This is a genomic window from Paraburkholderia caribensis (assembly GCF_002902945.1).
Taxonomy (GTDB): Bacteria; Pseudomonadota; Gammaproteobacteria; order Burkholderiales; family Burkholderiaceae; genus Paraburkholderia; species Paraburkholderia caribensis.
This window is the reverse complement of sequence record NZ_CP026101.1, coordinates 3,489,319-3,514,533: the sequence shown is the minus strand read 5'-3', so window position 1 is coordinate 3,514,533 and position 25,215 is coordinate 3,489,319. Positions and strand designations below refer to the sequence as shown.

Annotated in this window: 21 protein-coding genes; 17 read left to right on the top strand and 4 right to left on the bottom strand. The window is 63.0% G+C overall.

Translation table 11 applies throughout. The features are described from left to right. Positions 1–64: 64 nt before the first annotated feature. Both flhB and flhA read left to right on the top strand, forming a co-directional pair. On the top strand, positions 65–1,273 hold the full coding sequence (gene flhB, locus C2L66_RS15680) for a flagellar biosynthesis protein FlhB (protein ID WP_060602425.1): 1,209 nt from the start codon (positions 65–67) through the stop codon (positions 1,271–1,273). Continuing rightward, positions 1,270–3,366: a flagellar biosynthesis protein FlhA gene (gene flhA / locus C2L66_RS15675; RefSeq protein WP_054929264.1), complete on the top strand. Its 2,097-nt coding sequence runs from the start codon at positions 1,270–1,272 to the stop codon at positions 3,364–3,366. Before flhB ends, flhA begins: the two co-directional genes overlap by 4 nt. 723 nt (positions 3,367–4,089) lie before the next feature. On the opposite strand, the gene C2L66_RS41250 is transcribed toward flhA, so the two are convergent. Continuing rightward, entirely contained in the window at positions 4,090–4,284 is a 195-nt protein-coding gene (locus C2L66_RS41250; protein WP_167352340.1) for a hypothetical protein, read from the bottom strand. A gap of 98 nt (positions 4,285–4,382) precedes the next feature. Here C2L66_RS41250 and flhF point away from each other — a divergent pair, with 98 nt between their 5' ends. The 3 genes from flhF to C2L66_RS15655 are packed head-to-tail and all read left to right on the top strand — an operon-like array spanning position 4,383 to position 7,843. Further along, positions 4,383–6,224 (top strand): flagellar biosynthesis protein FlhF, encoded by a 1,842-nt coding sequence (gene flhF, locus C2L66_RS15665; RefSeq protein WP_060599542.1) that lies wholly within the window; start codon positions 4,383–4,385, stop codon positions 6,222–6,224. Beyond that, positions 6,217–7,086 carry a nucleotide-binding protein gene (locus tag C2L66_RS15660; RefSeq protein WP_054929262.1) on the top strand — a complete coding sequence of 290 codons (870 nt, stop codon included), beginning with the start codon at positions 6,217–6,219 and terminating at the stop codon, positions 7,084–7,086. The genes flhF and C2L66_RS15660 overlap by 8 nt, the downstream gene beginning before the upstream one ends. A 22-nt stretch (positions 7,087–7,108) precedes the next feature. After that, positions 7,109–7,843 carry an RNA polymerase sigma factor FliA gene (locus C2L66_RS15655; RefSeq protein WP_028364064.1) on the top strand — a complete coding sequence of 245 codons (735 nt, stop codon included), beginning with the start codon at positions 7,109–7,111 and terminating at the stop codon, positions 7,841–7,843. Positions 7,844–8,862: 1,019 nt separating this feature from the next. On the opposite strand, the gene C2L66_RS15650 is transcribed toward C2L66_RS15655, so the two are convergent. The 3 genes from C2L66_RS15650 to flgA all read right to left on the bottom strand — a co-directional run bounded on the left by C2L66_RS15650 (position 8,863) and on the right by flgA (position 11,117). Then, positions 8,863–9,309, bottom strand: a complete 447-nt coding sequence (locus C2L66_RS15650) for a flagella synthesis protein FlgN (RefSeq protein ID WP_035991474.1) — start codon at positions 9,307–9,309, stop codon at positions 8,863–8,865. A gap of 98 nt (positions 9,310–9,407) precedes the next feature. Next, positions 9,408–9,749 (bottom strand): flagellar biosynthesis anti-sigma factor FlgM, encoded by a 342-nt coding sequence (gene flgM / locus C2L66_RS15645; protein ID WP_054929261.1) that lies wholly within the window; start codon positions 9,747–9,749, stop codon positions 9,408–9,410. Between the two features lie 105 nt (positions 9,750–9,854). Then, complete coding sequence (gene flgA, locus C2L66_RS15640) at positions 9,855–11,117, bottom strand: flagellar basal body P-ring formation chaperone FlgA (protein WP_060599543.1); 1,263 nt, start codon at positions 11,115–11,117, stop codon at positions 9,855–9,857. A gap of 242 nt (positions 11,118–11,359) precedes the next feature. Between flgA and C2L66_RS15635 the strand changes: the two genes are divergently transcribed. The 12 genes from C2L66_RS15635 to flgL all read left to right on the top strand — a co-directional run bounded on the left by C2L66_RS15635 (position 11,360) and on the right by flgL (position 24,572). Further along, the gene (locus tag C2L66_RS15635; protein ID WP_054929259.1) at positions 11,360–11,851 is read left to right on the top strand and encodes a flagellar basal body rod protein FlgB; all 492 of its coding nucleotides are present in this window, start codon (positions 11,360–11,362) and stop codon (positions 11,849–11,851) included. Positions 11,852–11,961: 110 nt separating this feature from the next. Continuing rightward, a complete protein-coding gene (gene flgC / locus C2L66_RS15630; protein WP_042316746.1) occupies positions 11,962–12,387 on the top strand; it encodes a flagellar basal body rod protein FlgC in 426 nt (141 codons plus the stop codon). An 11-nt stretch (positions 12,388–12,398) separates the two neighbouring features. After that, a complete protein-coding gene (locus tag C2L66_RS15625) occupies positions 12,399–13,112 on the top strand; it encodes a flagellar hook assembly protein FlgD (protein ID WP_054929258.1) in 714 nt (237 codons plus the stop codon). Positions 13,113–13,145: 33 nt separating this feature from the next. Continuing rightward, complete coding sequence (locus tag C2L66_RS15620) at positions 13,146–14,654, top strand: flagellar hook protein FlgE (RefSeq protein ID WP_060599544.1); 1,509 nt, start codon at positions 13,146–13,148, stop codon at positions 14,652–14,654. 22 nt (positions 14,655–14,676) lie between these two features. Further along, on the top strand, positions 14,677–15,435 hold the full coding sequence (flgF, locus tag C2L66_RS15615) for a flagellar basal-body rod protein FlgF (protein ID WP_060599545.1): 759 nt from the start codon (positions 14,677–14,679) through the stop codon (positions 15,433–15,435). Between the two features lie 52 nt (positions 15,436–15,487). Then, positions 15,488–16,276, top strand: a complete 789-nt coding sequence (gene flgG / locus C2L66_RS15610; protein ID WP_035991488.1) for a flagellar basal-body rod protein FlgG — start codon at positions 15,488–15,490, stop codon at positions 16,274–16,276. Positions 16,277–16,314: 38 nt separating this feature from the next. After that, on the top strand, positions 16,315–17,025 hold the full coding sequence (flgH, locus tag C2L66_RS15605) for a flagellar basal body L-ring protein FlgH (protein WP_054929255.1): 711 nt from the start codon (positions 16,315–16,317) through the stop codon (positions 17,023–17,025). Positions 17,026–17,027: 2 nt separating this feature from the next. Next, positions 17,028–18,218 (top strand): flagellar basal body P-ring protein FlgI, encoded by a 1,191-nt coding sequence (locus C2L66_RS15600; RefSeq protein ID WP_060599546.1) that lies wholly within the window; start codon positions 17,028–17,030, stop codon positions 18,216–18,218. Between the two features lie 12 nt (positions 18,219–18,230). After that, positions 18,231–19,163 (top strand): flagellar assembly peptidoglycan hydrolase FlgJ, encoded by a 933-nt coding sequence (flgJ, locus tag C2L66_RS15595; protein WP_054929253.1) that lies wholly within the window; start codon positions 18,231–18,233, stop codon positions 19,161–19,163. A gap of 417 nt (positions 19,164–19,580) precedes the next feature. After that, entirely contained in the window at positions 19,581–20,330 is a 750-nt protein-coding gene (locus C2L66_RS15590; protein WP_054929252.1) for a flagellar brake protein, read from the top strand. A gap of 1,033 nt (positions 20,331–21,363) precedes the next feature. After that, positions 21,364–23,337 carry a flagellar hook-associated protein FlgK gene (flgK, locus tag C2L66_RS15585; protein WP_054929251.1) on the top strand — a complete coding sequence of 658 codons (1,974 nt, stop codon included), beginning with the start codon at positions 21,364–21,366 and terminating at the stop codon, positions 23,335–23,337. Between the two features lie 14 nt (positions 23,338–23,351). Then, entirely contained in the window at positions 23,352–24,572 is a 1,221-nt protein-coding gene (flgL, locus tag C2L66_RS15580; RefSeq protein ID WP_054929250.1) for a flagellar hook-associated protein FlgL, read from the top strand. The last annotated feature ends 643 nt before the right edge of the window (positions 24,573–25,215 follow it).

Genomic DNA, 25,215 nt, shown 5'->3' with positions numbered 1-25,215 from the left:
ACGTCTGCAGGAATAATCGCTCTCACTGAAAAAGGGCATGGTGCCCGACCAGCTGGAGAGCGCATTGGCAGAGGATAGCGACCTCGAAAAAACCGAATCAGCCACTCCCCGGCGCCTGGATAAGGCGCGGGAGGAGGGGCAGGTTGCGCGTTCGCGGGAGCTGGCAACGTTCGCGCTCGTCGCGGCCGGGTTTCTCGGCGCGTGGGCCATGTCCGACATGATCGGTGAGCACGTGCAGACGATGCTGCGCACCGCCTTCACGTTCAACCACGACACGGTCTTCGACCAGAAGCGCGCGCTGGCGAGTGCTGGCACGGTGGCGCGCGAGGGCGGCTTCGCGCTGCTGCCGCTGCTCGTGCTGACGGGCCTCGCGGCGCTGCTCGCGCCGATGGCGCTCGGCGGCTGGCTGCTGTCGACCAAATCGCTGGCGCCGAATTTCGAGCGGCTGAACCCGGTCACGGGCCTTGGCCGCGTCTTTTCGATCAACGGCGTGATCCAGCTCGGCATGTCGATGGCGAAGATCCTCGTGGTCGGGGTGATCGCCGCGACGGCGATCTGGCACCGGCGCGACGACATGCTCGCGCTGGCGACGCAGCCGCTCCACATCGCGCTGTCGAATGCCGGGCATCTGGTTGCCGTGTGCTGCGCGATGACGGTCGCGGGCATGTTCGTGATCGCCGCGCTCGACGTGCCGTATCAACTGTGGAGCTTTCACAAGAAGCTGCGCATGACGAAGGAAGAAGTGAAGCGCGAGCACCGCGAAAGCGAAGGCGATCCGCACGTGAAGGCGCGCTTGCGTACGCAGCAGCGTGCGATGGCGCGGCGCCGGATGATGGCGAACGTGCCGAAGGCGGATGTCGTCGTGACCAACCCGACGCACTTCGCGGTCGCGCTGCAATACACGGACGGCGAAATGGGCGCGCCGAAGGTGGTGGCGAAGGGCGTGAACCTGGTGGCCGCGCGCATCCGCGAACTGGCTGTCGAGAACAACGTGCCGCTGCTCGAAGCGCCGCCGCTCGCACGTGCGCTGTATCACAACGTCGAACTGAATCGCGAGATTCCGGGCGCGCTGTACGGCGCTGTGGCGGAAGTGCTGGCGTGGGTCTATCAACTGCGCCGCTTCAAGGAAGACGGCGGCGTCGCGCCTGTTGCACCGAAGGATCTTGAAGTGCCGGCGGAACTGGACAAGGGCGGCGTGCGGGACGACGACGCCGACCAGGAAGCTGCCGATGCGCTCGGCGGCGACAATCAAAGTAATGGAGTATCAGCATGAACGCGCGCGCGGGTTTCCTTTCACGACGGCCGGACGCGCTGAGCGGCACGAACTTGCGGGCGCTGGCGGGCCCGCTGCTGATCTGCATGATCCTCGGCATGATGATCCTGCCGTTGCCGCCGTTCCTGCTGGATCTGCTGTTCACATTCAACATCGCGCTGTCGATCATGGTGCTGCTCGTCAGCATGTACACCATGAAGCCGCTCGATTTCGCTGCCTTCCCGAGCGTCCTGCTGTTCTCGACGCTGCTGCGGCTGTCGCTGAACGTCGCATCGACGCGTATCGTGCTGCTCGAAGGCCACACCGGCCCGGGCGCGGCAGGCGCGGTGATCGAGGCGTTCGGCCACTTCCTCGTGGGGGGCAACTTCGCGGTCGGTATCGTCGTGTTCGTGATCCTGATGGTGATCAACTTCATGGTGATCACGAAGGGCGCGGGGCGTATCGCGGAAGTGTCCGCGCGCTTCACGCTGGACGCGATGCCCGGCAAGCAGATGTCGATCGACGCCGACCTGAACGCCGGCATGATCAACGAGGACCAGGCCCGCAAGCGCCGTCTGGAAGTCGGGCAGGAAGCCGAGTTCTACGGCTCGATGGACGGCGCGAGCAAGTTCGTGCGCGGCGACGCGATTGCCGGTCTGCTGATCATGGTGATCAACATCATCGGCGGGCTGATCGTCGGCGTCGTGCAGCACGGCATGGACTTCGCCGACGCGGGCAAGACCTACACGCTGCTGACCATCGGTGACGGTCTGGTCGCGCAGATTCCGTCGCTGGTGATTTCGACGGCAGCGGGCGTGATCGTGTCGCGCGTGGCGACCGACGAAGACATCGGCACGCAGCTGACGGGCCAGCTCTTCACGAACCCGCGCGTGCTGATGATCACGGGCGCGATTCTCGTGCTGATGGGTTTGATCCCTGGCATGCCGCACTTCGCGTTTCTGCTGCTGGGTGGCGGCGCGATCCAGCTTGCCCGCACGATGAAGAAGCGCGCGGCGCAGAGCAAGACCTCGACGGCCCTCGCCGAAGTTGCGCCGCAGGCGCTCACGCCGGCGGATGGCGCGGAAGCCAGCTGGGACGACGTGACGATGATCGACGCGCTGGGGCTTGAAGTGGGTTATCGGCTGATTCCGCTTGTCGACAAGAACTCGGATGGCGAGTTGCTCAAGCGCATCAAGAATATCCGCAAGAAGTTCGCGCAGGAAATCGGCTTTTTGCCGCCGGTCATTCATATTCGCGACAATCTGGAGTTGCGGCCGAACGGTTACCGGATTGCGCTGAAGGGCGTGGAAGTGGGCGTCGGCGAGGCTTATCCGGGGCAATGGCTGGCGATCAATCCTGGGCAGGTGACGGCCGCGTTGCCGGGCACGCCGACTACTGATCCTGCGTTTGGCCTGCCGGCGATCTGGATCGATACGAATTTGCGTGAACAGGCGCAGGTGTACGGCTACACGGTGGTGGACTCGAGCACGGTCGTCGCGACGCACCTGAATCACCTTGTCGTCACGCACGCGGCGGAGTTGCTCGGCCGCCAGGAAGTGCAGGCGCTGATCGAGCGGATGCAGAAGGATGCCGCGCCGCTGGTCGACGATGTGGTGCCGAAGATGTTGCCGGTTGCCACGTTGCAGAAGGTGCTGCAGAACCTGCTTGAAGAGGGTGTGCCGATCCGGGATATGCGGACGATTCTCGAAGCGCTGTCGGAGCATGGGTCCAAGATTACCGATCCGCATGATCTCACCGCGGCTGTGCGGCTATCGCTTGGGCGCGCGATCACGCAGCAGTGGTTCCCTGGCAATGGCGATATTCAGGTGATGGGGCTTGATGCGCATCTGGAGCGGCTGTTGACGCAGGCGCTTGCGACGGGGGCGAATCCGGGTCTTGAGCCGGGCCTCGCGAATACGCTGTTGATGGAAACGCAGAAGGCGATGACGCGGCAGCAGAATATGGGGCTGTCGCCGGTTATGCTTGTGCAGCATTCGCTGCGGGCGATGTTGGCCAGGTTTTTGCGGCGTAGCTTGCCGCAGTTGAAGGTGCTTTCTTATGCGGAAGTGCCGGATACCCGGCATGTTAGGGTTGTTAATGTGGTTGGGACGTAAGGGTTTGGTTTTTGGTTTTTGGTTTGTCTGCGACGCTGGGTGGTTTGCTGGCGTTTGCGCTGGCATCCGCGTTTTGCTTTTGCTTGCGCTGGCATCCGCGTTACGTTAGCTCGCTTCAAGCGTCGCCCCTGTGCGGGGCGGCACCTACTTTTCTTTGCCGCCGCAAAGAAAAGTAGGCAAAAGAAAGCGGCTCAAACCGCCAGCGCTAATTCTTGCCTGAGGGCCCCCAAAGGTTCTTACGCTTCACACGGCAACCACGTGACCCACGTTCGTTGCCAACGCTCTTGCGATGCGCCTCACCCGCTTCACGCCCCCGCTTTTCAGCACGCCGCGCCAGACAGTCTACCGCCGCCCAGGTGGCAAACTGTGTGTCGGCTTTCGCGCCATACGCGCACCACTCCAGACCGATAGCGCATGCGTCCCACCCTGTAAGAGCGCCAAGCCATACGACGCGACAACCTACACACAGTTTGCCACCTGGGCGGCACATACCATTCGCTGACGCTGGCCAAAGTACGGGTGTTTGAAGTGGGTGAGGCGCTCATTCGAAGCGTTGGCAACGCACACGAACCAGGGCGTTGCGGTGCGAAGTGTGGGGACGTTGGGGGCCCGTGGGCAAACGTCAAGAATTGGCGGTGTGAGCCGCTTTCTTTTGCCTACTTTTCTTTGCGGCGGCAAAGAAAAGTAGGTGCCGCCCCGCACAGGGGCGACGCGTGAAGCGAGCTAACGTAAAGCGGATGCCAGCGCAAACCCCGGCAAACCGCCCGGCGTCGCAGACAAACCAAAACCAAAACCAAAACCAAAACCAAAACCAAAACCACACAAAAAACCCACATCCCATCCCGCAAAGTCACAAACCCGAGCCCCTTGCGGGGAACCCGCAAAAACATTCCATCGCCCGAATTGCCAGCGTTTCACCGTCTTTATTGCCCGATGGCCAATAGACGTCTACCGCAATAATTCATCTCATCGGGAAACGGTATGTCACCGGACCGGGCAGCTCATCGGAGATCAGCTTGAACATTCGCAAATTTGTCGGTGCAACGAGTCGTGACGCGCTGCGTCTCGTCCGCGAGGCATTGGGCTCCGATGCAGTCGTGCTGTCGAACCGCACCAACGAAGATGGCAGCGTCGAAATCGTCGCCGTCGCCGACCGCGACCTGAGCGCGATCACGCCGCGCAGCCAGGAAGGCGCCGCCAGCCAGGGCACAGGCCCGACCGCGACGCCCGCCGGCGCACGACCGATGCTCCCCTCGATGCCCGTCAACAACCCGTATGCGAGCGGAATGCCCGACGTGTTCTCGTCGGTATTCGGCGCGAGCCCCGAGGCAGGCACGGAACGCATGCCCGCCTCAAGCGAAGAGAAGACCGAGCCGCAAACGGCATCCGCCGAAAACGCGGCAGCCGAAAGCCAGCCGAACCCCGCGCGCCCAACGGACGACGTGCGTGTCGACCTGCGCAGCGAAATGCCCGCCGCATCGGCGAAACCCGCAGCGGCAGCCATGCCGGAAACATCGGCCCGTCACCGCACGATGGCCGAAACGAACCCCTGGCTGATCGATCACGCGCGCCGCATCGCGTCGAAGGACGTGGTCCACGCGGCCAATCCGACGATGACGCCCGCCGCCGCCATGGCGCGCGGCCTGGGTACGCCCGTCGATGCCGTCCAGGAAGAAGCGAAGCCCGACTGGGCCCGCGAAGCCGCACAACTCGCCGCGCGCCGCGCCACGCAGAAAAACAACGTGATTCCGACGACGGCGGAGGGCGCAGGCGACATCAACATGTCGCGCGACCCGCGCAAGAACGCAGCCGCCGCCGACATGACGCCGAAGCAGGCCGCCGCGCTGACGGAATCGATCAAGTCGCGCATCGAGCAGATTGTCAACGAGACCGTGATGCAGGAACTGACCTCCATGCGCGGCATGATGGAAGAACAGTTCGCCGGTCTCGTGTGGGCCGACCGCCAGCGCCGCAGCCCGACGCATGCCGCATTGACGCGGCACCTGTTCGCGGCCGGCTTCTCGGCGCAGCTCGTAAAGATGGTGATCGACAACCTGCCCGAAGTCGAAGGCATGGACGAGGGCATGGAGTGGGTCAAGACGGTGCTCGAATCGAACGTGCCCGTGATGGAAAACGAAGACGCGCTGATGGAGCGCGGCGGCGTGTTCGCGCTGATGGGCCCGACGGGCGTCGGCAAGACCACGACCACGGCCAAGCTCGCCGCGCGCTGCGTGATGCGCTTCGGCGCCAGCAAGGTCGCGCTGCTCACCACCGACAGCTACCGGATCGGCGGTCACGAACAACTGCGTATCTTCGGCAAGATTCTGGGCGTGTCGGTGCATGCCGTGAAAGACAGCGCCGACCTGCAGCTCGCACTCTCCGAGCTGCGCAACAAACATATCGTGCTGATCGACACGATCGGCATGAGCCAGCGCGATCGTCTGGTTTCGGATCAGATCTCGATGCTGTGCCGCGCGGGTCAGCCCGTGCAGCGCCTGCTGCTGCTGAACGCGACGAGTCACGGCGACACGCTGAACGAAGTCGTGCAGGCGTACCAGAACGCACCGGACCAACAGCCGCTCGCCGGCTGCATCCTGACCAAGCTCGACGAAGCGACCAACCTGGGCAGCGTGCTCGATACGGTGATTCGCTACAAGCTGCCCGTGCACTACGTGTCGACGGGACAGAAGGTGCCGGAGAACCTGTACGTCGCGACGAAGAAATTCCTGATCAAGAGCGCCTTCTGCATTCCGCGCGAGAACTCGCCGTTCGTCCCACAGGACGAGGACGTGCCGGCGTTGCTGTCGGCCCTGTCGGCCCGCTCGACCGCCGATCTGCACGAGGTTCGCTTTGGATAAGTTCGTGCTGGACCAGGCTGAAGGACTGCGGCGTCTGCTTGCGCGCTCCGGCTCGCGGGTCATAGCGGTCGCAGGCGGCTCGCACGGCGTAGGCGTGACGACGACGGTGGTGAATCTCGCCGCTGCGCTCGCCGAGCAGGGCAAGGATGTGCTCGTCATCGACGAAAGTCTCGGCGCGCGTTCGGTGAGCACGATGCTGGGCGGCGTGCGCGGCGCGGGCAATGTCGCTGCCGTGATGCGCGGCGAGATGACGCTCGACGAGGCGGCTGGACGGCACGCGCTGGGCTTCGCGGTGCTCAACGCGTCGCGCGGCAATCGCGAGAGCTGCACGCGCGAACAGATGGGCGTGGTGCTGAGCGGACCGGCGGACGTGGTGCTGATCGACGCGCAGGTGGACCGCGAAGGCTCGCTGTCGGCGCTCGCGATGCAGTCGCACGACGTGATGGTGGTGACGCGTGTCGCGGCGCAGGCGATCACCGATGCGTATGCATGCATGAAGCGTCTGCATTTTGCGCACGCGATCGCACAGTTCCGCGTGCTCGTGAATCACGTGCAGAGCGTGGCCGATGCACACACTGCGTTTGAGAACCTGGCGGGCGTGGCGGGGCGTTATCTCGCTGTGTCGCTTGAAGATGCTGGCTGCGTGGCGGCCGATCCTTTGATGGCGCGGGCCATGGAGTTGTCGCGTTGTGTCGTCGATGCGTTCCCATCGGCACCTGCTGCGCGCGATTTCCGTCATATCGCAGCCGAACTGCAGTACTGGCCGATGCGGCCAGCGATTTCGTCACGGACGCATGGCGTGCCGCCGACGACCGTAACAACGGCGCAATACGCCGATCAACCGTCAGCGCAGCACGCGTGAAGGCAAGGACAAGGGGAGCACGATGTACAACGCTCAAGGAAAAATCTCGCAAGCCGAGGTTCTGACGAAGTACGCACCGCTGGTGCGCCGTCTCGGCTTGCAGCTCGTGGCGAAGATGCCGGCGAGCGTGGATCTCGACGATCTGATTCAGGCGGGCATGATTGGTCTGCTGGATGCGGCGAGCCGCTACAAGGAAGACCAGGGCGCGCAGTTCGAGACATACGCGAGCCAGCGGATTCGCGGCGCGATGCTCGACGAGTTGCGCAGTAATGACTGGTTGCCGCGGAGTTTGCGGCGCACGTCGCGCGAGGTGGAGTCGGCTGTGCATCAGGTTGAGCAGTCGCTCGGGCGCTCGGCGAGCGAGACCGAGATTGCTGAGCATCTGAAGATGCCGCTCGATGAGTATCAGTCGATGTTGCAGGATCTGCACGGCAGTCAGCTGATCTATTACGAAGACTTTGATCGTTCGGCCGATGATGAGCCGTTTCTTGACCGGTACTGCGTTGATCATTCCGATCCGTTGTCGGCATTGCTCGATGAGTCTTTGCGTGGCGCTCTGGTCGAGGCGATTGACCGGTTGCCCGAGCGGGAGAAGCTCTTGATGTCGCTGTATTATGAGCGTGGGTTGAATTTGCGCGAGATCGGCGCGGTGATGGAAGTCAGCGAATCGCGGGTTTGTCAGTTGCATTCGCAAGCTGTTGCAAGGCTTAGGACTCGTTTGCGGGAGCAGGCATGGGCTTCTGCTGAAACTAGCTGATGCGCTGTTGATTTTTGCTTTTGCTTTTGTTTTTTTGCCCTGCGGGCTGCTTTGCTCGTTTCTTACTCTTCGAGAGCCGATCTTTCTTTAAGGTCGGCTTTTGCTTTTTGGTTTGGCTGCGGCGCTGGGCGGGTTATCTGGGTTTGGCGCTCGCATCCTTTTGCTTTTGCTTTCGCTTTCGCGGGCATCCGCGTTACGTTAGCGTGCTTCACGCGTCGCCCCTGTGCGGGGCGGCACCTACTTTTCTTTGCCGCCGCAAAGAAAAGTAGGCAAAAGAAAGCGGCTCACACCGCCAGCACTAATTCTTGCCTGAGGGCCCCCAAAGGTTCTTACACTTCACACGGCAATCACGTGACCCACCTTCGTTGCCAACGCGCTGAATGAGCGCCTCACCCGCTTCACGCACCCGCGTCGCAGCACGCCACGCCAGATAGTCCACCGCCGCCCAGGTGGCAAACTGTGTGTCGGCCCTCGGTGCTCCACGCGCTTCACTCCAGACCGATTGCGCACGCGTCCCACCTTGTAAGAGCGGTACCCTATACGACGCGACAACCTACACACAGTTTGCCACCTGGGCGGCACGTACCATTCGCTGACGCCAGCCCTTGTACGGGTGCGTGAAGTGGGTGAGGCGTTTATTCGAAGCGTTGGCGACGGGCACCAATCGAGGCACTGTCGTGTGAAGTGTGGGGACGTTGGGGGCCCGTGGGTAAACGTCAAGAATTGGCGGTGTGAGCCGCTTTCTTTTGCCTACTTTTCTTTGCGGCGGCAAAGAAAAGTAGGTGCCGCCCCGCACAGGGGCAACGGTTGACGCGAGCTAACGAATCGCGGATGCCAGCGAAAGCAAAAGCAAAAGCGAAAGGATGCGAGCGCAAGACCTACGCAACCCACCCAGCGTCGCAGACAAACCAAAACGCAAAACGCAAAAACCAAAAAGCCGATACTCAGATCGAGCACCGGCCAGGTAAAAAAACAAAAACCAGGGAATCCAGAAGGGGAGCACCCCCTTCGCAAAAAACTCACATTCCGAATGCAGGAACCCGCCCATCGGGCCCATAAAGCGCCCCCCGCTCGGGCCCAACCGCAACGTTCAGCGCGGCGAGCGCCCGCCGGTTGTACTCCATTCGAGTCCGAATCAAAGCACCATTCGTGGTATTAAACCGCCGCGCCCGCTCAACCGCCTTCTGCAACAAGGACCACTGCGTCGCAAGCCGCGAATCAGCTGCCACCGCCAGCTCCATCCCCTTCCATCCGCCCGGATACCCCAACTCCGCCAGCTGCGAATCCCGCGCCTTCTCCAGCGTCGAGAGCCGCTCCACCAACTCCATCTTCTTTTCGACGATGGGCGGCAGCGTGTCGATGGGATGCACCGTGGTCAGCGCCTTCTCCTCTGCAGCGAGGACGGAAGCAAACAGCTCCACAGCGGAATATTCGTCAATGACGGTGGCAAGCAGGGCGTCTTTCATCACAAAGCAACTCGCTAGGCACCGGCTCGCGCATCACGCAAACCGGATTTGTCACAATTACCGCCCGGCACCCGCCGCACCGTCCATCGGTGCGTCCATCAGTTGCCGGACGACTGGCTCTTCTTCTGCAACAGGTCGCGCGCCGTCGCCAGCACGCCATCGGCGATCTTGCCGGAGTCGATCGTCAACGTGCCGTTCTTGATCGCCGACTTGATCGACTCGACATGCGCCGTGTCGATGTCCGACGAACCGGCGCTCGCGAGGCTGTGCAAATGCGACGACAGCCCCGACAGATTCACATTGGCGTCGCCCGACGCGCCCGTGGCCGTCGACGTCGCCGTGCCTGCGCCGCCCGTCGTGGCGGCCTCGCCTTGCTGCGTGCGCTGCAGCCCGTCTTTCAACGTCTGCAGGCCTGAATGGGTAGTGGAATCAACTTTCACGATTGGCTTCCTGAACGATTTGAATGAATTAACGGCATCCATCCCTCGAACTTTAGGTCAGCCGATCCGGTACGTTTTTCAAGTTGTAACCACAGGTAACACCCGTCAGAGCTGGATCACGACGGTTCCGCCGTCCTTCACGATGCCCTGGATGATCTGCCCATTCGCCGTCTTCACCCGCACCGGCTGACCCGGCGACGCGTTGTTCATCGCGCTGCCTTCCGCCGAAATTGCAAAATTGGCACCCTGCGCCACCACTTTCACCGACTGCCCGATCGTCACCGAGTCCGCGCTCTTCAGCATGTCCCGCCGCAGCGGCAGCCCCGCCGACACACGCATCAGCGACACGGCGCCGACAGCCTGCGCCGGGTCGGTGATCACGGCTTGCGGCAGCATCGTCAGATCGCCGTCGCGCGCGATGAGATCGGCGGCGGACAGCAGCTCGCCCGGCGCAATCGAGCGCGAGGCAAGAAAGTAGGTCGCGTGAATCGACACCTTGGCCTGCAGATACAGCGTCCACGGACGTTCGCCCGAGCAGCGCACGCCGACCGTGGTGCGGCCCCAGACGCGCGCGCCCGTCGGCAGGAACGGCTCGAGCGTGGTGCATGCGGCCAGGCCGCGCGGAAACACGGTCGCGACGCTGATGTCGACCTTGCCCGGTAATCCTGCCGACTGCTGTTGCAAATACGCGAGTGCGGCGCGGCGGATCGATTCACCGTCCTGCTGTCCGGGGGGCACGGGCGCAGCCGGTTGCGCGGCGGCCTGCGCCTGAGCCGGTGCGGCGGCCGCGCCGCGCAACTGCGCCGCTGCGGCAATGCCGGCAGCGGGATTCGCCGCAACCGGTTGAACACCCGCCGTGGGCCGCACGGCGGCCTGAGCCGGCGCAACCACCACGGGCATCACCTGACGCGATGCCGGTTGCAGACTCACGCGCATCATGCCCGGCGCGCCCGCATTCATATTGGCGGGCCCAACGGCCATGGCGGGCGCTGCGGCAACACCTTGCTGCGCCGGCGTCTCGGCCGCGCCGGGAATCACGATCGCGCCATCCGCATGCGCGGCCTGGGCGAAACGGTCCGCCTCGCTGCGCGGATTCGCGGCAAGCGTTGCGGGCGCAACCATCGGAGCAGGCGCGCTCGCGCGCGGTGCGGCGGCCGGCGCAGGCGTGTTGATCCTCTCGGCCATCGCCTGAAGATCGGCGGGATTCTTCTCGCCGGGTCCGGCAATGACGATCGGTCCGTTGTTCTCTTGCGCATGCGCCACGGATGCGGCCGCGCAAGCGCCGACCAGCGCCATCGCCGACAGCGTCCGGGCAGCACGCGCGCTCTTACGGCGAGCTTTGCGTGAAGCGTTGACGGGCAAGGGCATGGTCTGACTCCTTCGTTGATGCATGGGTACGAATCGCATTCTAGAGATCGCGCCTGCGGTGCAAACGGTGAATAGAGGCGTCCTTCCCCGGCTATTCGTCCGATTAAGACTTGCGCACCGCCCGCACAATTCACCACATGCAAAAAGGCCATCCCGGCCAGCGCAGGCGAAACGCCTCTTGTCGAACAAGGCGGATCGGCGGTGCGAAACGGGAAGCCTCGGACCGTTCCACGGAGAACCCAATGCTGGACAAACTCGATGCCGAATTTGCCTTTGGCCGCCAGGCGCTCGATGTGCGCGCCTATCGCCAGGAACTGCTGTCGTCGAACATCGCGAACTCCGATACGCCTGGCTACAAGGCGCGCGATGTCGACTTCGGTTCGGCGCTCGCGGGCGCGCTGAAGAAAAGCGGCGGCTCGACGGCGGGCGCCTCGAACAACGCGCCGCTCGCGATGACGCAGCCAGCGGGCGTGTCGCAAGGCATGTCGATGGCCGCGACAGAGCCGGGCCACATGACGGGCAAGGCGCGCCTCATCCCGACGGGCGGCCCGGCCGACGACTTCGGCAAGGTCGCCTACCGCATTCCGTCACAGCCTTCGCTCGACGGCAACACGGTCGATCTGGACGCCGAGCGCGTGCAGTTCGCCGACAACTCGCTGCACTTCGAGTCCGGCATGACGGTGCTGTCGCAGCAGATCAAGTCGATGCTGTCGGCGATCACGTCGAACGGTTAAACGACATTGCGCCGCCTTCCATACAGAGGGCAGCGCGCTGGACCAACGCTAAAAACTGACAACGCTACGGGATTAGACGCCGGCACGCCGGCAAGAGAGGTCGAAAAGCCATGCCATCCCTGATGAACATTTTCAACGTCGCCGGCTCGGCGATGTCCGCGCAAGCACAACGCCTGAACGTGACGGCGTCGAACCTCGCGAACGCCGACAGTACGACGGGCCCCGACGGCCAGCCGTACAAGGCGAAGCAGGTGGTGTTCGCCGTCAACCCGATCGGCGGCGCGCGCACGGGTTCGGGCCAGCAAATCGGCGGCGTGCAGGTGACGGGTGTCATCGACGACCCGACGCCGATGAAAACGTCCTACGACCCCGGCAACCCGGCCGCCGACGCAAACGGTTACGTCCAGATGCCGAACGTCGACCCGGTGCAGGAAATGGTCAACATGATTTCGGCCTCGCGCTCTTACCAGGCCAACGTCGAAACGCTCAACACCGCGAAACAGCTGATGCTGAAGACGCTCACGATCGGAACCTGAGGAGAGTTTCCTTGACTACGCAATCCACAATCGGCAACAACGGCGCGACTGTTTCGCAGACGTTGCTCGACACGATGAACGGCACGGGCAGTGCGTCGTCGAGCTCCTCGTCTTCCAGCGCGACGTCGGGCAGCGACCTGCAGAACACGTTCTTGCAGCTGCTCATCGCGCAGATGAAGAACCAGGACCCGACCAACCCGATGGACAGCTCGCAGATGACCTCGCAGCTGGCCCAGATCAACACGGTGACGGGCATCGCGCAGCTGAACACGTCGCTGACTTCGCTCGCTTCGCAACTGACCACCAACCAGCAGACCCAGGCCGCGAACCTGATCAGCTCGACGGTGCTCGCCCCGGGCGACAGCTTCTCGGTGGCGTCGGGCAAGGCGACGGGATTCGGCGTCACGCTCGCGAACGACGCGACGGATGTGCAGGTCACGGTCAAGAACTCGGCCGGCCAGATCGTCAACACGATCGACCTCGGCAAGCAGTCGGCAGGCACGATTCCGATCGGCTGGACGCCCGTCGACAAGGCCGGCAACGCGCTCCCCGACGGCAACTACACGTTCACCGCAAGCGGCACGACGGCAGACGGCACGTCCAGCCCGGCCACGCTGTCGGCGGCCACGGTGCAGGGCGTCATCAAGCAGCCGGACGGCTCGCCGGGCCTCGTCCTCTCGAACGGCAAGACGGTCGGCCTGACGTCGATCGCCGCCATCATCTAAACGCATTCAGCATCAGCAGATACGGAGACCGTCATGGGTTACCAACAAGGATTGAGCGGACTGGCAGGCGCGTCGAGCGACCTCGACGTCATCGGCAACAACATCGCCAACGCGAATACCGTCGGCTTCAAGCAAGGTGCTGCGCAGTTCGCGGACATGTACGCGAATTCGGTCGCCACGGCCGTCAACAACCAGATCGGTATCGGCACGCGCATGTCGGAAGTCGAGCAGAACTTCTCGCAAGGCACGATCACCAACGACGACATCGCGCTGCACGTCGCCATCAACGGCAACGGCTTCTTCCAGATGTCGAACAACGGCTCGGTGACGTACTCGCGCAACGGCGTGTTCCAGCTCGACAAGAATGGCTACATCGTCAACGCCGACGGCCTGAAGCTGATGGGCTACGCGGCGAACGCGAACGGCGTCGTCAATACGGCGGGCACCGTGCCGCTGCAGGTGCCGACCGCCAATATTCCGCCGACGGCCACCAAGGGCATCACAGCGGGCCTGAACCTGAACGCGCAGGACAAACTCGCGCTGGGCACGCCTACCGCGACTTTCGCCGCGACCAACACGGGCACCCTGACGAACAATGGCGTGTCGATCACGGACGGCACGCAGGGCACGAACGCCAACACCTACACGGTCAGCTTCACCAGCCCGACGGCCTACACGGTGACGGGCAGCGACGGCTCGAGCGTATCGGGCACGTACTCCGCCAACTCGCCGATCAAGCTCGGCAACGGCGAAACGATCACGCTCGCCGGCACGCCGGCCACGGGCGACTCGGTAACGGTCACGCCGACGCCGCTGGCCTTCGACCCGAACAACAGCGCGACGTACACGTACTCGACCTCGGTGCCCGTCTATGACTCGCTGGGCGGCAAGCAGCAGGTCGACATGTATTTCGTGAAGACCGCGGCCGGTTCGTGGGACGTGTATGCGGGCAAGGACGGCAGCGTCCCGACCAGCAAGATCGGCACGGCTAAGTTCGACACGTCGGGCAATCTGGTCAGCACGCTCGACGCGTCGGGCAACCCGACCTCTACGCTGTTCGCGTTCAACTTCTCGATCCCGAACTCGGACGGTTCGGCGACGCCGCAAGGTCTGACGCTGAACATCGCGGGCACGACGCAGTTCGGCAGCAAGGACGGCGTCAACTCCCTGACGCAAGACGGTTTCGCGGCGGGTCAGTTGACGAGCTTCTCGGTCGGCGCCGACGGCACCATCACGGGCAACTACTCGAACAACCAGACGGCGGCGCTCGGCCAGGTCGCACTCGCGACGTTCGCGAACCAGAACGGCCTGATCAACCTCGGCAACAACCAGTTCCAGGCAACGGCTGCTTCTGGCGTCGCCGTGATCGCGGCGCCCGGCTCGACGAACCACGGCGTGCTGCAAGGCGGCGCGACGGAAAACTCGAACGTCGACCTGACGAGCGAGCTGGTGAACCTGATCACCGCGCAACGCGATTACCAGGCGAACGCGCAGACGATCAAGACCCAGCAGGCCGTCGACCAGACGCTGATCAACCTGTAATAGCTGACGCACCGACACCATCATGGACCGGCTCATATACACCGCGATGTCGGGCGCGACCCAGGCGCTCGAACAGCAGGCCGTGGTCGCGAACAACCTCGCGAACACCTCGACCACGGGCTTCAAGGCCCAGCTCGCGACGTTCCGCGCCGTGCCGATGGCGTTCGGCGACGGCAGCACGATTCAGGACGACACCACGCGCACTTTCGTGCTGTCGTCGACGCCGGGCGCGGACTACACGCCCGGCCCGATCCAGCAGACGGGTAACCCGCTCGACGTCGCCATCCAGGGGCCGGGCTGGCTGTCCGTGCTGACGCCCGACGGCCAGGAAGCGTACACACGCGCAGGCAACCTGCACGTCGACGAAAACGGCCAGCTCGTGAATGCCAGCAACATGCCCGTGGTGGGCGGCGGCGGCCCAGTGTCGATTCCGCCCGGCGCGGAGGTGACGATCGGCAAGGACGGCACGGTATCGGCGTTGATGCCGGGCGACCCCGCCACGACGATTGCGCTCGTCGATCAACTGAAGCTGGTGAATCCCGCTCCCGGCGCGCTCACGCGCGGCAACGACGGGCTCTTTCACACGAGCGACGGCAACCCCGCCGATGCCGATCCCAGCGTGGTCGTCGCGGCAGGCGCGCTCGAAGGCAGCAACGTGAACCCGGTGTCGGCGATGGTCTCGATGATCACCAACGCCCGTCAGTTCCAGATGCAGACCAAGATGATCGAGTCCGCCGACCAGAACGAACAGTCGGCCAACAAGCTGCTGAACTTCAGCTAATCGCGACGCAGATTTAACGGAACGCAGAACGCGCTTCCACGGAGAGAAACAAGTGAACCGCTCACTCTATATCGCCGCCACGGGCATGAATGCGCAACAGGCGCAGATGGACACGATTTCGAACAACCTCGCGAACGTCAGCACCAATGGCTTCAAGGGCTCGCGCGCGGTGTTCGAAGACCTGCTGTATCAGACGATCCGCCAGCCGGGCGCAAACTCGACGCAGCAGACCGAGCTGCCGTCGGGCATCCAGCTCGGCACAGGTGTGCAACAGGTTGCGACCGAGCGTCTGTACACGCAGGGCAACCTGCAGCAGACGGGCAACTCGAAGGACGTCGCGATCAACGGCCAGGGCTTTTTCCAGGTGCAGATGCCGGACGGCACGACCGCGTACACGCGCGACGGCTCGTTCCAGACCAACGCACAGGGCCAGCTCGTCACGTCGAGCGGCTACCAGGTGATGCCCGCGATCACGATCCCGCAGAACGCGACGTCGCTCACGATCGGCAGCGACGGCGTGGTGTCGGTGACGACGGCAGGTTCGACGGCGACCACGCAGATCGGCTCGTTGCAGGTCGCCACGTTCATCAACCCGACCGGTCTCGATGCGAAGGGCGAAAACCTGTTCGCGGAAACGACCTCGTCGGGCACGCCGAACGTCGCGACGCCCGGTCTGAATGGCGCCGGGACGCTGAATCAGGGTTACGTCGAAGCATCGAACGTCAACGTCGTGCAGGAACTGGTGAACATGATCCAGACCCAGCGCGCATACGAAATCAACAGCAAGGCCGTGACGACCTCCGACCAGATGCTGCAGACACTCAGCCAGATGCCCGTTTAAGCAGGCTGATAGTCGGAAACACTTAGGCGGTAATCAAGATGTCGCACTTCATTCGAACCCAGATTCCTCTGCGCAGCGCGCGGGCCGTGTCGATGCTCGCTGGCGCTGGCGTGCTCGCAGCCGCGCTTGGCGGTTGCGCGCTCGTGCCGAGGGAGCCGATCACCCAGCAACCGATGACGGCCGTGCCGCCGCCGGCGCCCTCGCTGCAAACGCCCGGCTCGATCTACAACCCGGGTTACGCTGGCCGGCCGCTGTTCGAAGACCAGCGTCCGCGCAATGTCGGCGACATCCTGACCATCGTCATCTCCGAAAACATCAACGCGACGAAGTCGTCGGGTGCGAACACGAACCGCAACGGCGAGACCAAGTTCGGCGTGCCGACGGCGGGCTTTCTCGGCGGTCTGTTCGGCAAGGTGAACCTCGACGCGACGGGTGCCAACACGTTCAAGGCGACGGGCGGCGCCAATGCGTCGAACACATTCAACGGCACGATCACCGTCACGGTGATCGGCGTGCAGCCGAATGGCAACCTTGTCGTGAGTGGCGAAAAGCAGATGCTGATCAACCAGGGCAATGAGTTCGTGCGTTTCTCGGGTGTCGTCAATCCCAACACGATCAGCAGCCTGAACGCGGTTTACTCGACTCAGGTCGCGGACGCAAAGATCGAATACTCGGCCAAGGGCTATATCAACGAATCCCAGGACATGAGCTGGCTGCAACGATTCTTCCTCAACGTCGCGCCGTTCTGATCATGCGTACCTTCTCTTTCCTCCGCCTGACGTCCGTTGCCGGTTTCGCCGCGCGCGCGTTCGCCGTGGTCGCGCTCGCGTGCGCCGCGCTGCCCGTCACGACGCACGTCGCCCATGCGGAGCGCCTGAAGGACCTCGTGCAGATCCAGGGCGTGCGCGACAATCCGCTGATCGGCTATGGCCTCGTCGTCGGTCTCGACGGCACGGGCGACCAGACCACGCAGACGCCGTTCACGACGCAGACGCTCGCGAACATGCTCGCGAACCTCGGCATCTCGATCAACAACCAGCAGGCGGGCTCCAACAACTCCGGCTCGTCCTCGCTGTCGAGCATGCAGCTGAAGAACGTCGCCGCCGTGATGGTAACGGCGTCGCTGCCCGCCTTCGCGCGGCCCGGCGAAGCAATCGACGTGACGGTCTCGTCGCTCGGCAACGCCAAGAGCTTGCGCGGCGGCACGCTGCTGCTCACGCCGCTCAAGGGCGCGGACGGCCAGGTGTATGCGCTCGCGCAGGGCAACATGGCCGTCGGCGGCGCGGGTGCCAGCGCGAACGGCAGCAAGGTCCAGGTGAACCAGCTTGCAGCGGGCCGCATTACGGGCGGCGCGCTCGTCGAGCGCGCGGTGCCGACCACGATTTCGCAGGCGGGCACGATGCAGCTCGACCTGAACGACATGGATTACGACACGACGCAGCGCATCACGTCCGCAATCAACAACGCGTTCGGCTTCGGCACGGCGGTCGCACTCGACGGCCGCACGATCCAGCTGCGCGCGCCGACCGATCCGGCGCAGCAGGTGCAGTTCATGGCGCAGTTGCAGAACCTCGACGTGAAGCCCGCGCAGGCGGCCGCGAAGGTGATCCTGAACGCGCGCACGGGCTCGATCGTAATGAACCAGATGGTGACGCTGCAGACGTGCGCGGTGGCGCACGGCAATCTGTCCGTGGTCGTCAACACGCAGCCGGTGGTGAGCCAGCCGGGCGCGTTTTCGAACGGTCAGACGGTCGTTGCGCAACAGTCGCAGATCGCGCTGAAGCAGGACAACGGCGCGCTCAAGATGGTGAGCGCGGGCGCGAACCTCGCGGACGTCGTGAAAGCGCTCAACGCGCTCGGCGCGACGCCCGCCGATCTGATGTCGATTCTCCAGGCCATGAAGGCAGCAGGTGCGCTGCGAGCCGATCTCGAGATCATCTAAGGAACAACAAGAATGAACTCCGACACGACGCGCAACGCCGCCAACGACCTGACCAATCGCTTCGCTCTCGACACGCAGGGCTTCGATGCGATGCGCGCGCAGGCTGCGGCGAATCCGCGTGAAGCGATGAAGTCGGCTGCCAAGCAGTTCGACGCCGTTTTCACGCAGATGATGCTCAAGAGCATGCGCGACGCGACGCCGTCCGACGGTCCGTTTGATTCGCACGACACGGCGACCTTCACATCGATGATGGACCAGCAGCTTGCGCAGCAGATGTCGTCGAAGGGCATTGGTGTCGCCGACGCGATGCTCAAGCAGTTGATGCGCAACTCCGGCATGTCCGCCGACGATGCGAACGCGGGCAACAACGTCGCGTTGAATGCGCTGGCGAAGGCGTACGCGAACCCGGCGAACAACGGTGCGCTGAAGATGGGCCGCGGCTACTCCGCGAACAGCGCGTTGACGCCGCCCGTGCGCGGCGACGGCTCGTCGGACAAGGTGGACGCATTCGTCGACAAGCTTGCAGCGCCCGCGCAGGCGGCGAGCGCCGCGACGGGCATTCCGGCGCGCTTCATCATCGGCCAGGCCGCGCTCGAATCGGGCTGGGGCAAGCGCGAGATTCGCAAGTCGGACGGCTCGACGAGTCACAACATATTCGGCATCAAGGCCACCGACGACTGGAATGGCAAGACCGTCGCGACGGTCACGACCGAGTACATCAATGGCCGCCCGCAACGCGTGGTCGAGAAATTCCGCGCGTACGATTCGTACGAGGAAGCGATGACCGACTACGCGAGCTTCCTGAAGTCGAATCCGCGCTATGCGCAGGTGATCAATTCGTCGCGCGACGTGAACGGCTTTGCGCAGGGCATGCAGCGCGCCGGATACGCGACCGATCCGCACTACGCGAAGAAGCTCATTTCGATCATGCAGAAGATGGTGTGATGCGCGCGAGCGCGGCGCGTGCCGCGTTCGTTCTGGTCACTCGCCGTCGACACGCAAATCTTCAATGGCTCATGCCGGCGACAGGGCCTTGTCGCGCCATACTCTGACGAAACCGCCGGCAGGGCGGCTGACTCGAACCGCATGGCTTCTCGTTTTTGTCTTTTGTCACTTTCGGACCGCGAGCAGAATTCGCGTATCCTGTCTTCGTTGCGGTGTCAAACGTTTGCGGAAAATATTTCGTAAAACCGGTCTAAACTTTGGGGCGACGCTGCCGCTAAACAGTCAGACCCGATACCGGAATGGTGTAAGGAATTCCGGACCCACGCGTGTTTCGCGACGTAAGCCGGCCGTGCCGAGCCCCGGGCCGGCGGAGCGTTCGCGAGGTGCCCGCAAGAACGAAGAGAAATTGGCAAGGCCATGAATACCACCCAGTCGAATGGTGACAACCGCGAGATGGAAGGCGTCGACTTCGGCCGCCGCAATCCGCTTGAGATCGGTGTGCAACTGCGCAATCTGCTTAATCGCGGCGATTTTCTGACCGTGCAGTACAAGGGCGGCCAGCTTGTGACGAAGATCCTCGAAGTGGACGTGCGGGAGCGCACCTTCACGTTTGACTGGGGCGCGCTTGCCGAGCAGAACCGCGGGCTGCTGACTTCGCCCGAAGGGCATTTCCATGCGACGCCGGACGGTGTGCGTGTCCACTTCGTGACGCAGACGCCGCGCGAAACGACGTTCGAAGGGCGGCCTTCGTTCGAGGCCAATTTTCCCGAGGTTTTGTATTACGTGCAGCGGCGCGAGTATTTCCGTGTCGATGCGCCGTTGCTCGATCCTTATATTTGCCGTGGGCGCTTGCCGGATGGTGAGGGGTTTCGCTTCGAAGTGCAGGATCTTTCGCTTGGCGGCATGGCGATGCGGACGAGTGATGAGCGTGTGTCGACGCTCGAGCATGGGGTGCAGTTGCTCGATACAGAAGTCATCCTTGGGTCGCTCGGGACGTTGCGGCTGGATCTTGAGTTGATGTCGAATCGGGCCGTCGATTTGCCTAACGGGACGCAGCGTTACACGCTTGGGTTTCGGTTTTTGTCCCTGCCGGGGAATGCTGAGAATACGCTTCAGCGGTTGATTACTCAGCTTGAGATGAAGAGGCGGTCGTTGGTGCGGGCTTAAGGTTTGGTTTTTGGGTTTTGGGTTTGGTTTTTGGTTTTTGGTTTGTCTGCGACGCTGGGTGGTTTGCCGGGGTTTGCGCTGGCATCCGCGTTACGTTAGCTCGCTTCAAGCGTCGCCCCTGTGCGGGGCGGCACCTACTTTTCTTTGCCGCCGCAAAGAAAAGTAGGCAAAAGAAAGCGGCTCACACCGCCAGCGCTAATTCTTGCCTGAGGGCCCCCAAAGGTTCTTACGCTTCACACGGCAACCACGTGACCCACGTTCGTTGCCAACGCTCTGAATGAGCGCCTCACCCGCTTCACGCCCCCGCTTTTCAGCACGCCGCGCCAGACAGTCCACGGCCGCCCAGGTGGCAAACTGTGTGTCGGCCCTCGGTGCTCCACACGCTTCACTCCAGACCGATAGCGCATGCGTCCCACCCTGTAAGAGCGCCAAGCCATACGACGCGACAACCTCCACACAGTTTGCCACCTGGGCGGCACATACCGTTCGCTGCCGCTGGCCTTTGTACGGGAGTCTGAAGCGGGTGAGGCGCCAGTTCGAAGCGTTGGCAACGCACACGAACAAGGGCGTTGCGGTGCGAAGTGTGGGGACGTTGGGGGCCCGTGGGCAGACGTCAAGAATTGGCGGTGTGAGCCGCTTTCTTTTGCCTACTTTTCTTTGCGGCGGCAAAGAAAAGTAGGTGCCGCCCCGCACAGGGGCGACGCTTGAAGCGAGCTAACGTAGAGCGGATGCCAGCGCAAAGATCAAAACACCGAACGGCGACGCCTGAAGCGAGCTAACCTAAACCGGATGCCAACGCAAAGCCTGAAAACACCGAACGGCGACGCCTGAAGCGAGCAAACAAATCGCGGATACCATCGCAGAGCAAAACCAAACCCCATCCAGCGCTCCGCGCAAAAAAACCCCTGGTGCGCTGCGCGCAAAAAAAACATTCCCGCCCTCAATCTTCCCGCCGGAAGGCCGATATACAAATTATCCGGTCAACCTGGCGGTGCACACACACCGCCCCTTACGCCGTCTTTCAGGATGACGCATGTCGAGTAACCTTTTTAGCATCGGCCTTAGTGGACTCAACGCAGCCCAATGGGGTCTGACGACTACAGGTCAGAACATCTCCAATCAGGCGACGCCTGGCTATTCCGTCGAGCGTCCCGTCTACTCGGAATCGAGCGGACAGTACACGGGCTCGGGCTATCTCGGCAGCGGCGTGTCGACCACGACCATCCAGCGCCAGTACAGCCAGTACCTGACGACCGAACTGAACAACGCCCAGTCGCAGTCCGGTTCGCTCAACACCTACTACAACCTGATCGCGCAGCTCAACAACATGGTCGGCAATCCGACCTCGGGCATCTCGAGCGCAATCACGTCGTACTTCACCGGCATGCAGAACGTCGCGAACGATGCGTCGAATCCCGCGATGCGTCAAAGCGCCATCAGCAACGCGCAATCGTTGGCGGACCAGATCAACGCAGCAGGCGATCAGTACGACCAGCTGCGCACCAGCGTCAACACGCAGATCGGCGATACGGTCAAACAGATCAACACCTACAGCGCACAAATCGCGCAGCTCAATTCGCAGATCCAGTCGCTGAGCACGCAAGGCCAGCCGCCCAACCAGCTGCTCGACCAGCGCGACCTCGCCATCTCGAACCTGTCGCAACTCGTCGGCGTGCAGGTCGTGCAAGGCGATAGCGGCTACAGCGTGTTCATGGGCAATGGCCAGCCGCTCGTCGTCTCCGACAAGAGCTTCAATCTCACTACCGTCACATCGCCGTCGGACCCGACGGAAACGGCCGTTGCCTACGCAGGTCTTGCGAGCCAGGCCGGAACGACGACGCCGCAAATCCTGCCCGACAGCGTCCAGCTGGGAGGGCAGATCGGTGGGCTGATGACGTTCCGCAGCCAGACACTCGATCCCGCCGAAGCGCAACTCGGCGCGATCGCGACGAGCTTCGCCGCGCAGGTCAACGCGCAGAATTCGCTCGGTATCGACCTGAACGGCAACAAGGGCGGCGCGCTGTTCACGGTCGGCAATCCGACCATCTTCGCGAACCTGAAGAACACGGGCGGCGCGACGCTGGGCGCTTCGCTGTCCAATCCGTCGCAGCCCGTATCGGGAAATTACACGCTGTCGTACGACGGCTCGAACTACACGCTCACCGATCGCGAGACGGGCCAGGTCGTCGGCCAGGCGGCCAACCTGACCAACCCGATCGGCGGCATGCAGTTCTCGCTGACGGGCACCATGAACCCCGGCGATTCGTTCACCGTCGAGCCGACGCGCGGCGCGCTGAACGGCTTCGGCCTGACGACCAGCGACGGCGCGGCCATCGCGGCTTCGTCGCCCGTGCTGGTGTCGAAGGGTACGTCCAATACGGGCACCTCGTCGGTGACACAGGGCACGGTGTCGGCGGGCTACACGCTGCCGGGCACGACCACCACGCTCACGTACAATTCGACGACGGGATCGATCTCCGGCTTCCCGGTTGGCTCGACCGTGACCATCGCCGGCACGCCGCCGACCTCGTACAACATCACGGCAGCGACGCCCAATGTGCCATACAACCCGGCCATGGGCGCGTCGATGACGATCACGGGCAGCACCATCAACAACGTGTCGCTGCAGATCACGGGCACGCCCGCGAACGGCGACACCTTCACGATCGCGCCGAACCCGGCGGGCGGCAAGGACGGGCGCAACGCGCAGGCGATCTCCAATCTCGTGACGACGAAGTCGATGGGCAACGGTACGCTCACGCTGACCGACTCGTACGCGAACTACGTGAACGACATCGGCAACCAGACGAACCAGATCCAGGCGTCGAGCAAATCGCAGACATCGCTCGTGACGCAGATCACGACCGCGCAGCAGGCGATCTCCGGCGTGAACATCAACGAGGAAGCGGCGAACCTGCTGCAATACCAGCAGTTGTATCAGGCGAACAGCAAGGTCATCCAGACGGCCCAGACGCTGTTCCAGACGATCCTCGGCATTTTCAATTGAGGCGTTGAACGACTATGCGCATCTCTACTTCACAGTATTTCGGCATGAACGTCCAGACGATGGACGATCAGCAATCCACACTGGCGTCGCTGTATCAGCAACTTTCGAGCGGCGTGAGTCTCGCGACGCCGTCGGACAACCCGGTCGGCGCAGCGCAGGCCGTGCAGCTCAGCATGCAGGGCGCGACGCTGTCGCAGTACGCCGACAACCAGAACACCGCGCTCGCTGCGCTGCAATCCGAGGACGGCTCGCTCTCCAGCATCAACAACGTGCTGACGTCGATCAGCACGCAGCTGGTGCGCGCGGGCGACGGCTCGCTCAACGATGGCGACCGCGGCGCGATCGCGACGCAGCTGCAGGGTTTGCGCAACCAGCTGATGGGTCTTGCGAACGGCACAGACGGCTCGGGCAGCTATCTGTACGCTGGTTATCAGGCAGGGACGCCGCCGTTCTCGATCAACGCGAGCGGCGCTGTGCAGTACAACGGTGACAACGGCGTGCAGAACGTGCAGGTGACGGGCACGCGCAACATCGCGATCGGCGATACAGGCCAGGCGGTGTTCCTGAGCATCTCGCCGGCGGGCAGCGCGGCGGTGACGGCGGGCAATTCGGCGAACACGGGGACGGGCACGATCGGCAATGTGTCGGTGAGCAATCCGACTGATCCGACGAACCAGCACAAGTTCACGATCAACTTCACGTCTGCGACGACGTACACGATCACCGACGCGACCACATCGACGACGAGCGCGCCGCAGACCTTTGCGACTGGCCAGGCGATTTCGCTTGGCGGCGGCGGCCAGAGTGTGACGATTACGGGTGCGCCCAATGCTGGCGATTCGTTCTCGGTGACGCCTGCGGCGCAGTCGAGCAAGGACGTATTCGCGAATCTCGACAGCGTGATTGCCGCGCTGCAAACGCCCGTTTCGGGCACGGGCGGCCAGGCGAACCTGACGAACGCGCTGGGCACGGCGATGACCCAGTTGCATAACACGATGAACAACGTGACGTCGATTCAGACGTCCGTGGGCGGCCGGGAGCAGGAGGTCGAGGCGCTGCAGACGGTGACGCAGACGAACTCGTTGCAGACGACGAGCAATCTTGCGGATTTGACGCAGACTGATTTGACGTCCGTCATCAGCAAGTACACGATGACGCAGTTTTCGCTGCAGGCAGCGCAGCAGGGTTTTTCGATGATTCAGAAGTTGTCGTTGTTTGATTACATTGGAAACTGATTTTTTCGTTGTTCATTTTTGGTTTTTGTTTTTGTTTTTGATTTCGATTTTGTAGGTGCGAGACGCCTGGCTCTTTGAATAGGGCTGGGCGTTTTTTTTTGTCTTGCGACGCTGATGTGGTTTTCTCGGGTTTTCGCTGGCATCCGCGATTCGTTAGCGTGCTTCAGGCGTCGCCGTTCGGTGTTTTGGTCTTTGCGCTGGCATCCGCTCTACGTTAGCTCGCTTCAAGCGTCGCCCCTGTGCGGGGCGGCACCTACTTTTCTTTGCCGCCGCAAAGAAAAGTAGGCAAAAGAAAGCGGCTCACACCGCCAATTCTTGACGTTTGCCCACGGGCCCCCAACGTCCCCACACTTCGCACGGCAGTGCCCAGGTCGGTGCGCGTTGCCAACGCTTCGAATAAACGCCTCACCCGCTTCAAGCACCCGTACAAGGGCTGGCGTCAGCGAATGGTATGTGCCGCCCAGGTGGCAAACTGTGTGTAGGTTGTCGCGTCGTATAGGGTGGCGCTCTTACAGGGTGGAACGCGTGTGCTAACGGTCCGGAGTGAGGCGTGTGAGGCACTACGGCCTACACACAGTTTGCCACCTGGGCGGCGGTAGAGTATCTGGCGCGGCTTGGTGCGACGCGGGAGCATGAAGCGGGT

Bases quoted from the DNA above. Each gene is read 5' to 3' on its own strand.
- C2L66_RS15655 (WP_028364064.1), top strand. From the start codon at position 7,109: ATGTACAACGCTCAAGGAAAAATCTCGCAAGCCGAGGTTCTGACGAAG.
- flgK (WP_054929251.1), top strand. From the start codon at position 21,364: ATGTCGAGTAACCTTTTTAGCATCGGCCTTAGTGGACTCAACGCAGCC.
- C2L66_RS15620 (WP_060599544.1), top strand. From the start codon at position 13,146: ATGGGTTACCAACAAGGATTGAGCGGACTGGCAGGCGCGTCGAGCGAC.
- flgH (WP_054929255.1), top strand. From the start codon at position 16,315: ATGTCGCACTTCATTCGAACCCAGATTCCTCTGCGCAGCGCGCGGGCC.
- C2L66_RS15635 (WP_054929259.1), top strand. From the start codon at position 11,360: ATGCTGGACAAACTCGATGCCGAATTTGCCTTTGGCCGCCAGGCGCTC.
- C2L66_RS15590 (WP_054929252.1), top strand. From the start codon at position 19,581: ATGAATACCACCCAGTCGAATGGTGACAACCGCGAGATGGAAGGCGTC.
- C2L66_RS15650 (WP_035991474.1), bottom strand. From the start codon at position 9,309: ATGAAAGACGCCCTGCTTGCCACCGTCATTGACGAATATTCCGCTGTG.
- flgA (WP_060599543.1), bottom strand. From the start codon at position 11,117: ATGCCCTTGCCCGTCAACGCTTCACGCAAAGCTCGCCGTAAGAGCGCG.
- flhA (WP_054929264.1), top strand. From the start codon at position 1,270: ATGAACGCGCGCGCGGGTTTCCTTTCACGACGGCCGGACGCGCTGAGC.
- flgF (WP_060599545.1), top strand. From the start codon at position 14,677: ATGGACCGGCTCATATACACCGCGATGTCGGGCGCGACCCAGGCGCTC.
- flgJ (WP_054929253.1), top strand. From the start codon at position 18,231: ATGAACTCCGACACGACGCGCAACGCCGCCAACGACCTGACCAATCGC.
- C2L66_RS15600 (WP_060599546.1), top strand. From the start codon at position 17,028: ATGCGTACCTTCTCTTTCCTCCGCCTGACGTCCGTTGCCGGTTTCGCC.
- flgC (WP_042316746.1), top strand. From the start codon at position 11,962: ATGCCATCCCTGATGAACATTTTCAACGTCGCCGGCTCGGCGATGTCC.
- flgL (WP_054929250.1), top strand. From the start codon at position 23,352: ATGCGCATCTCTACTTCACAGTATTTCGGCATGAACGTCCAGACGATG.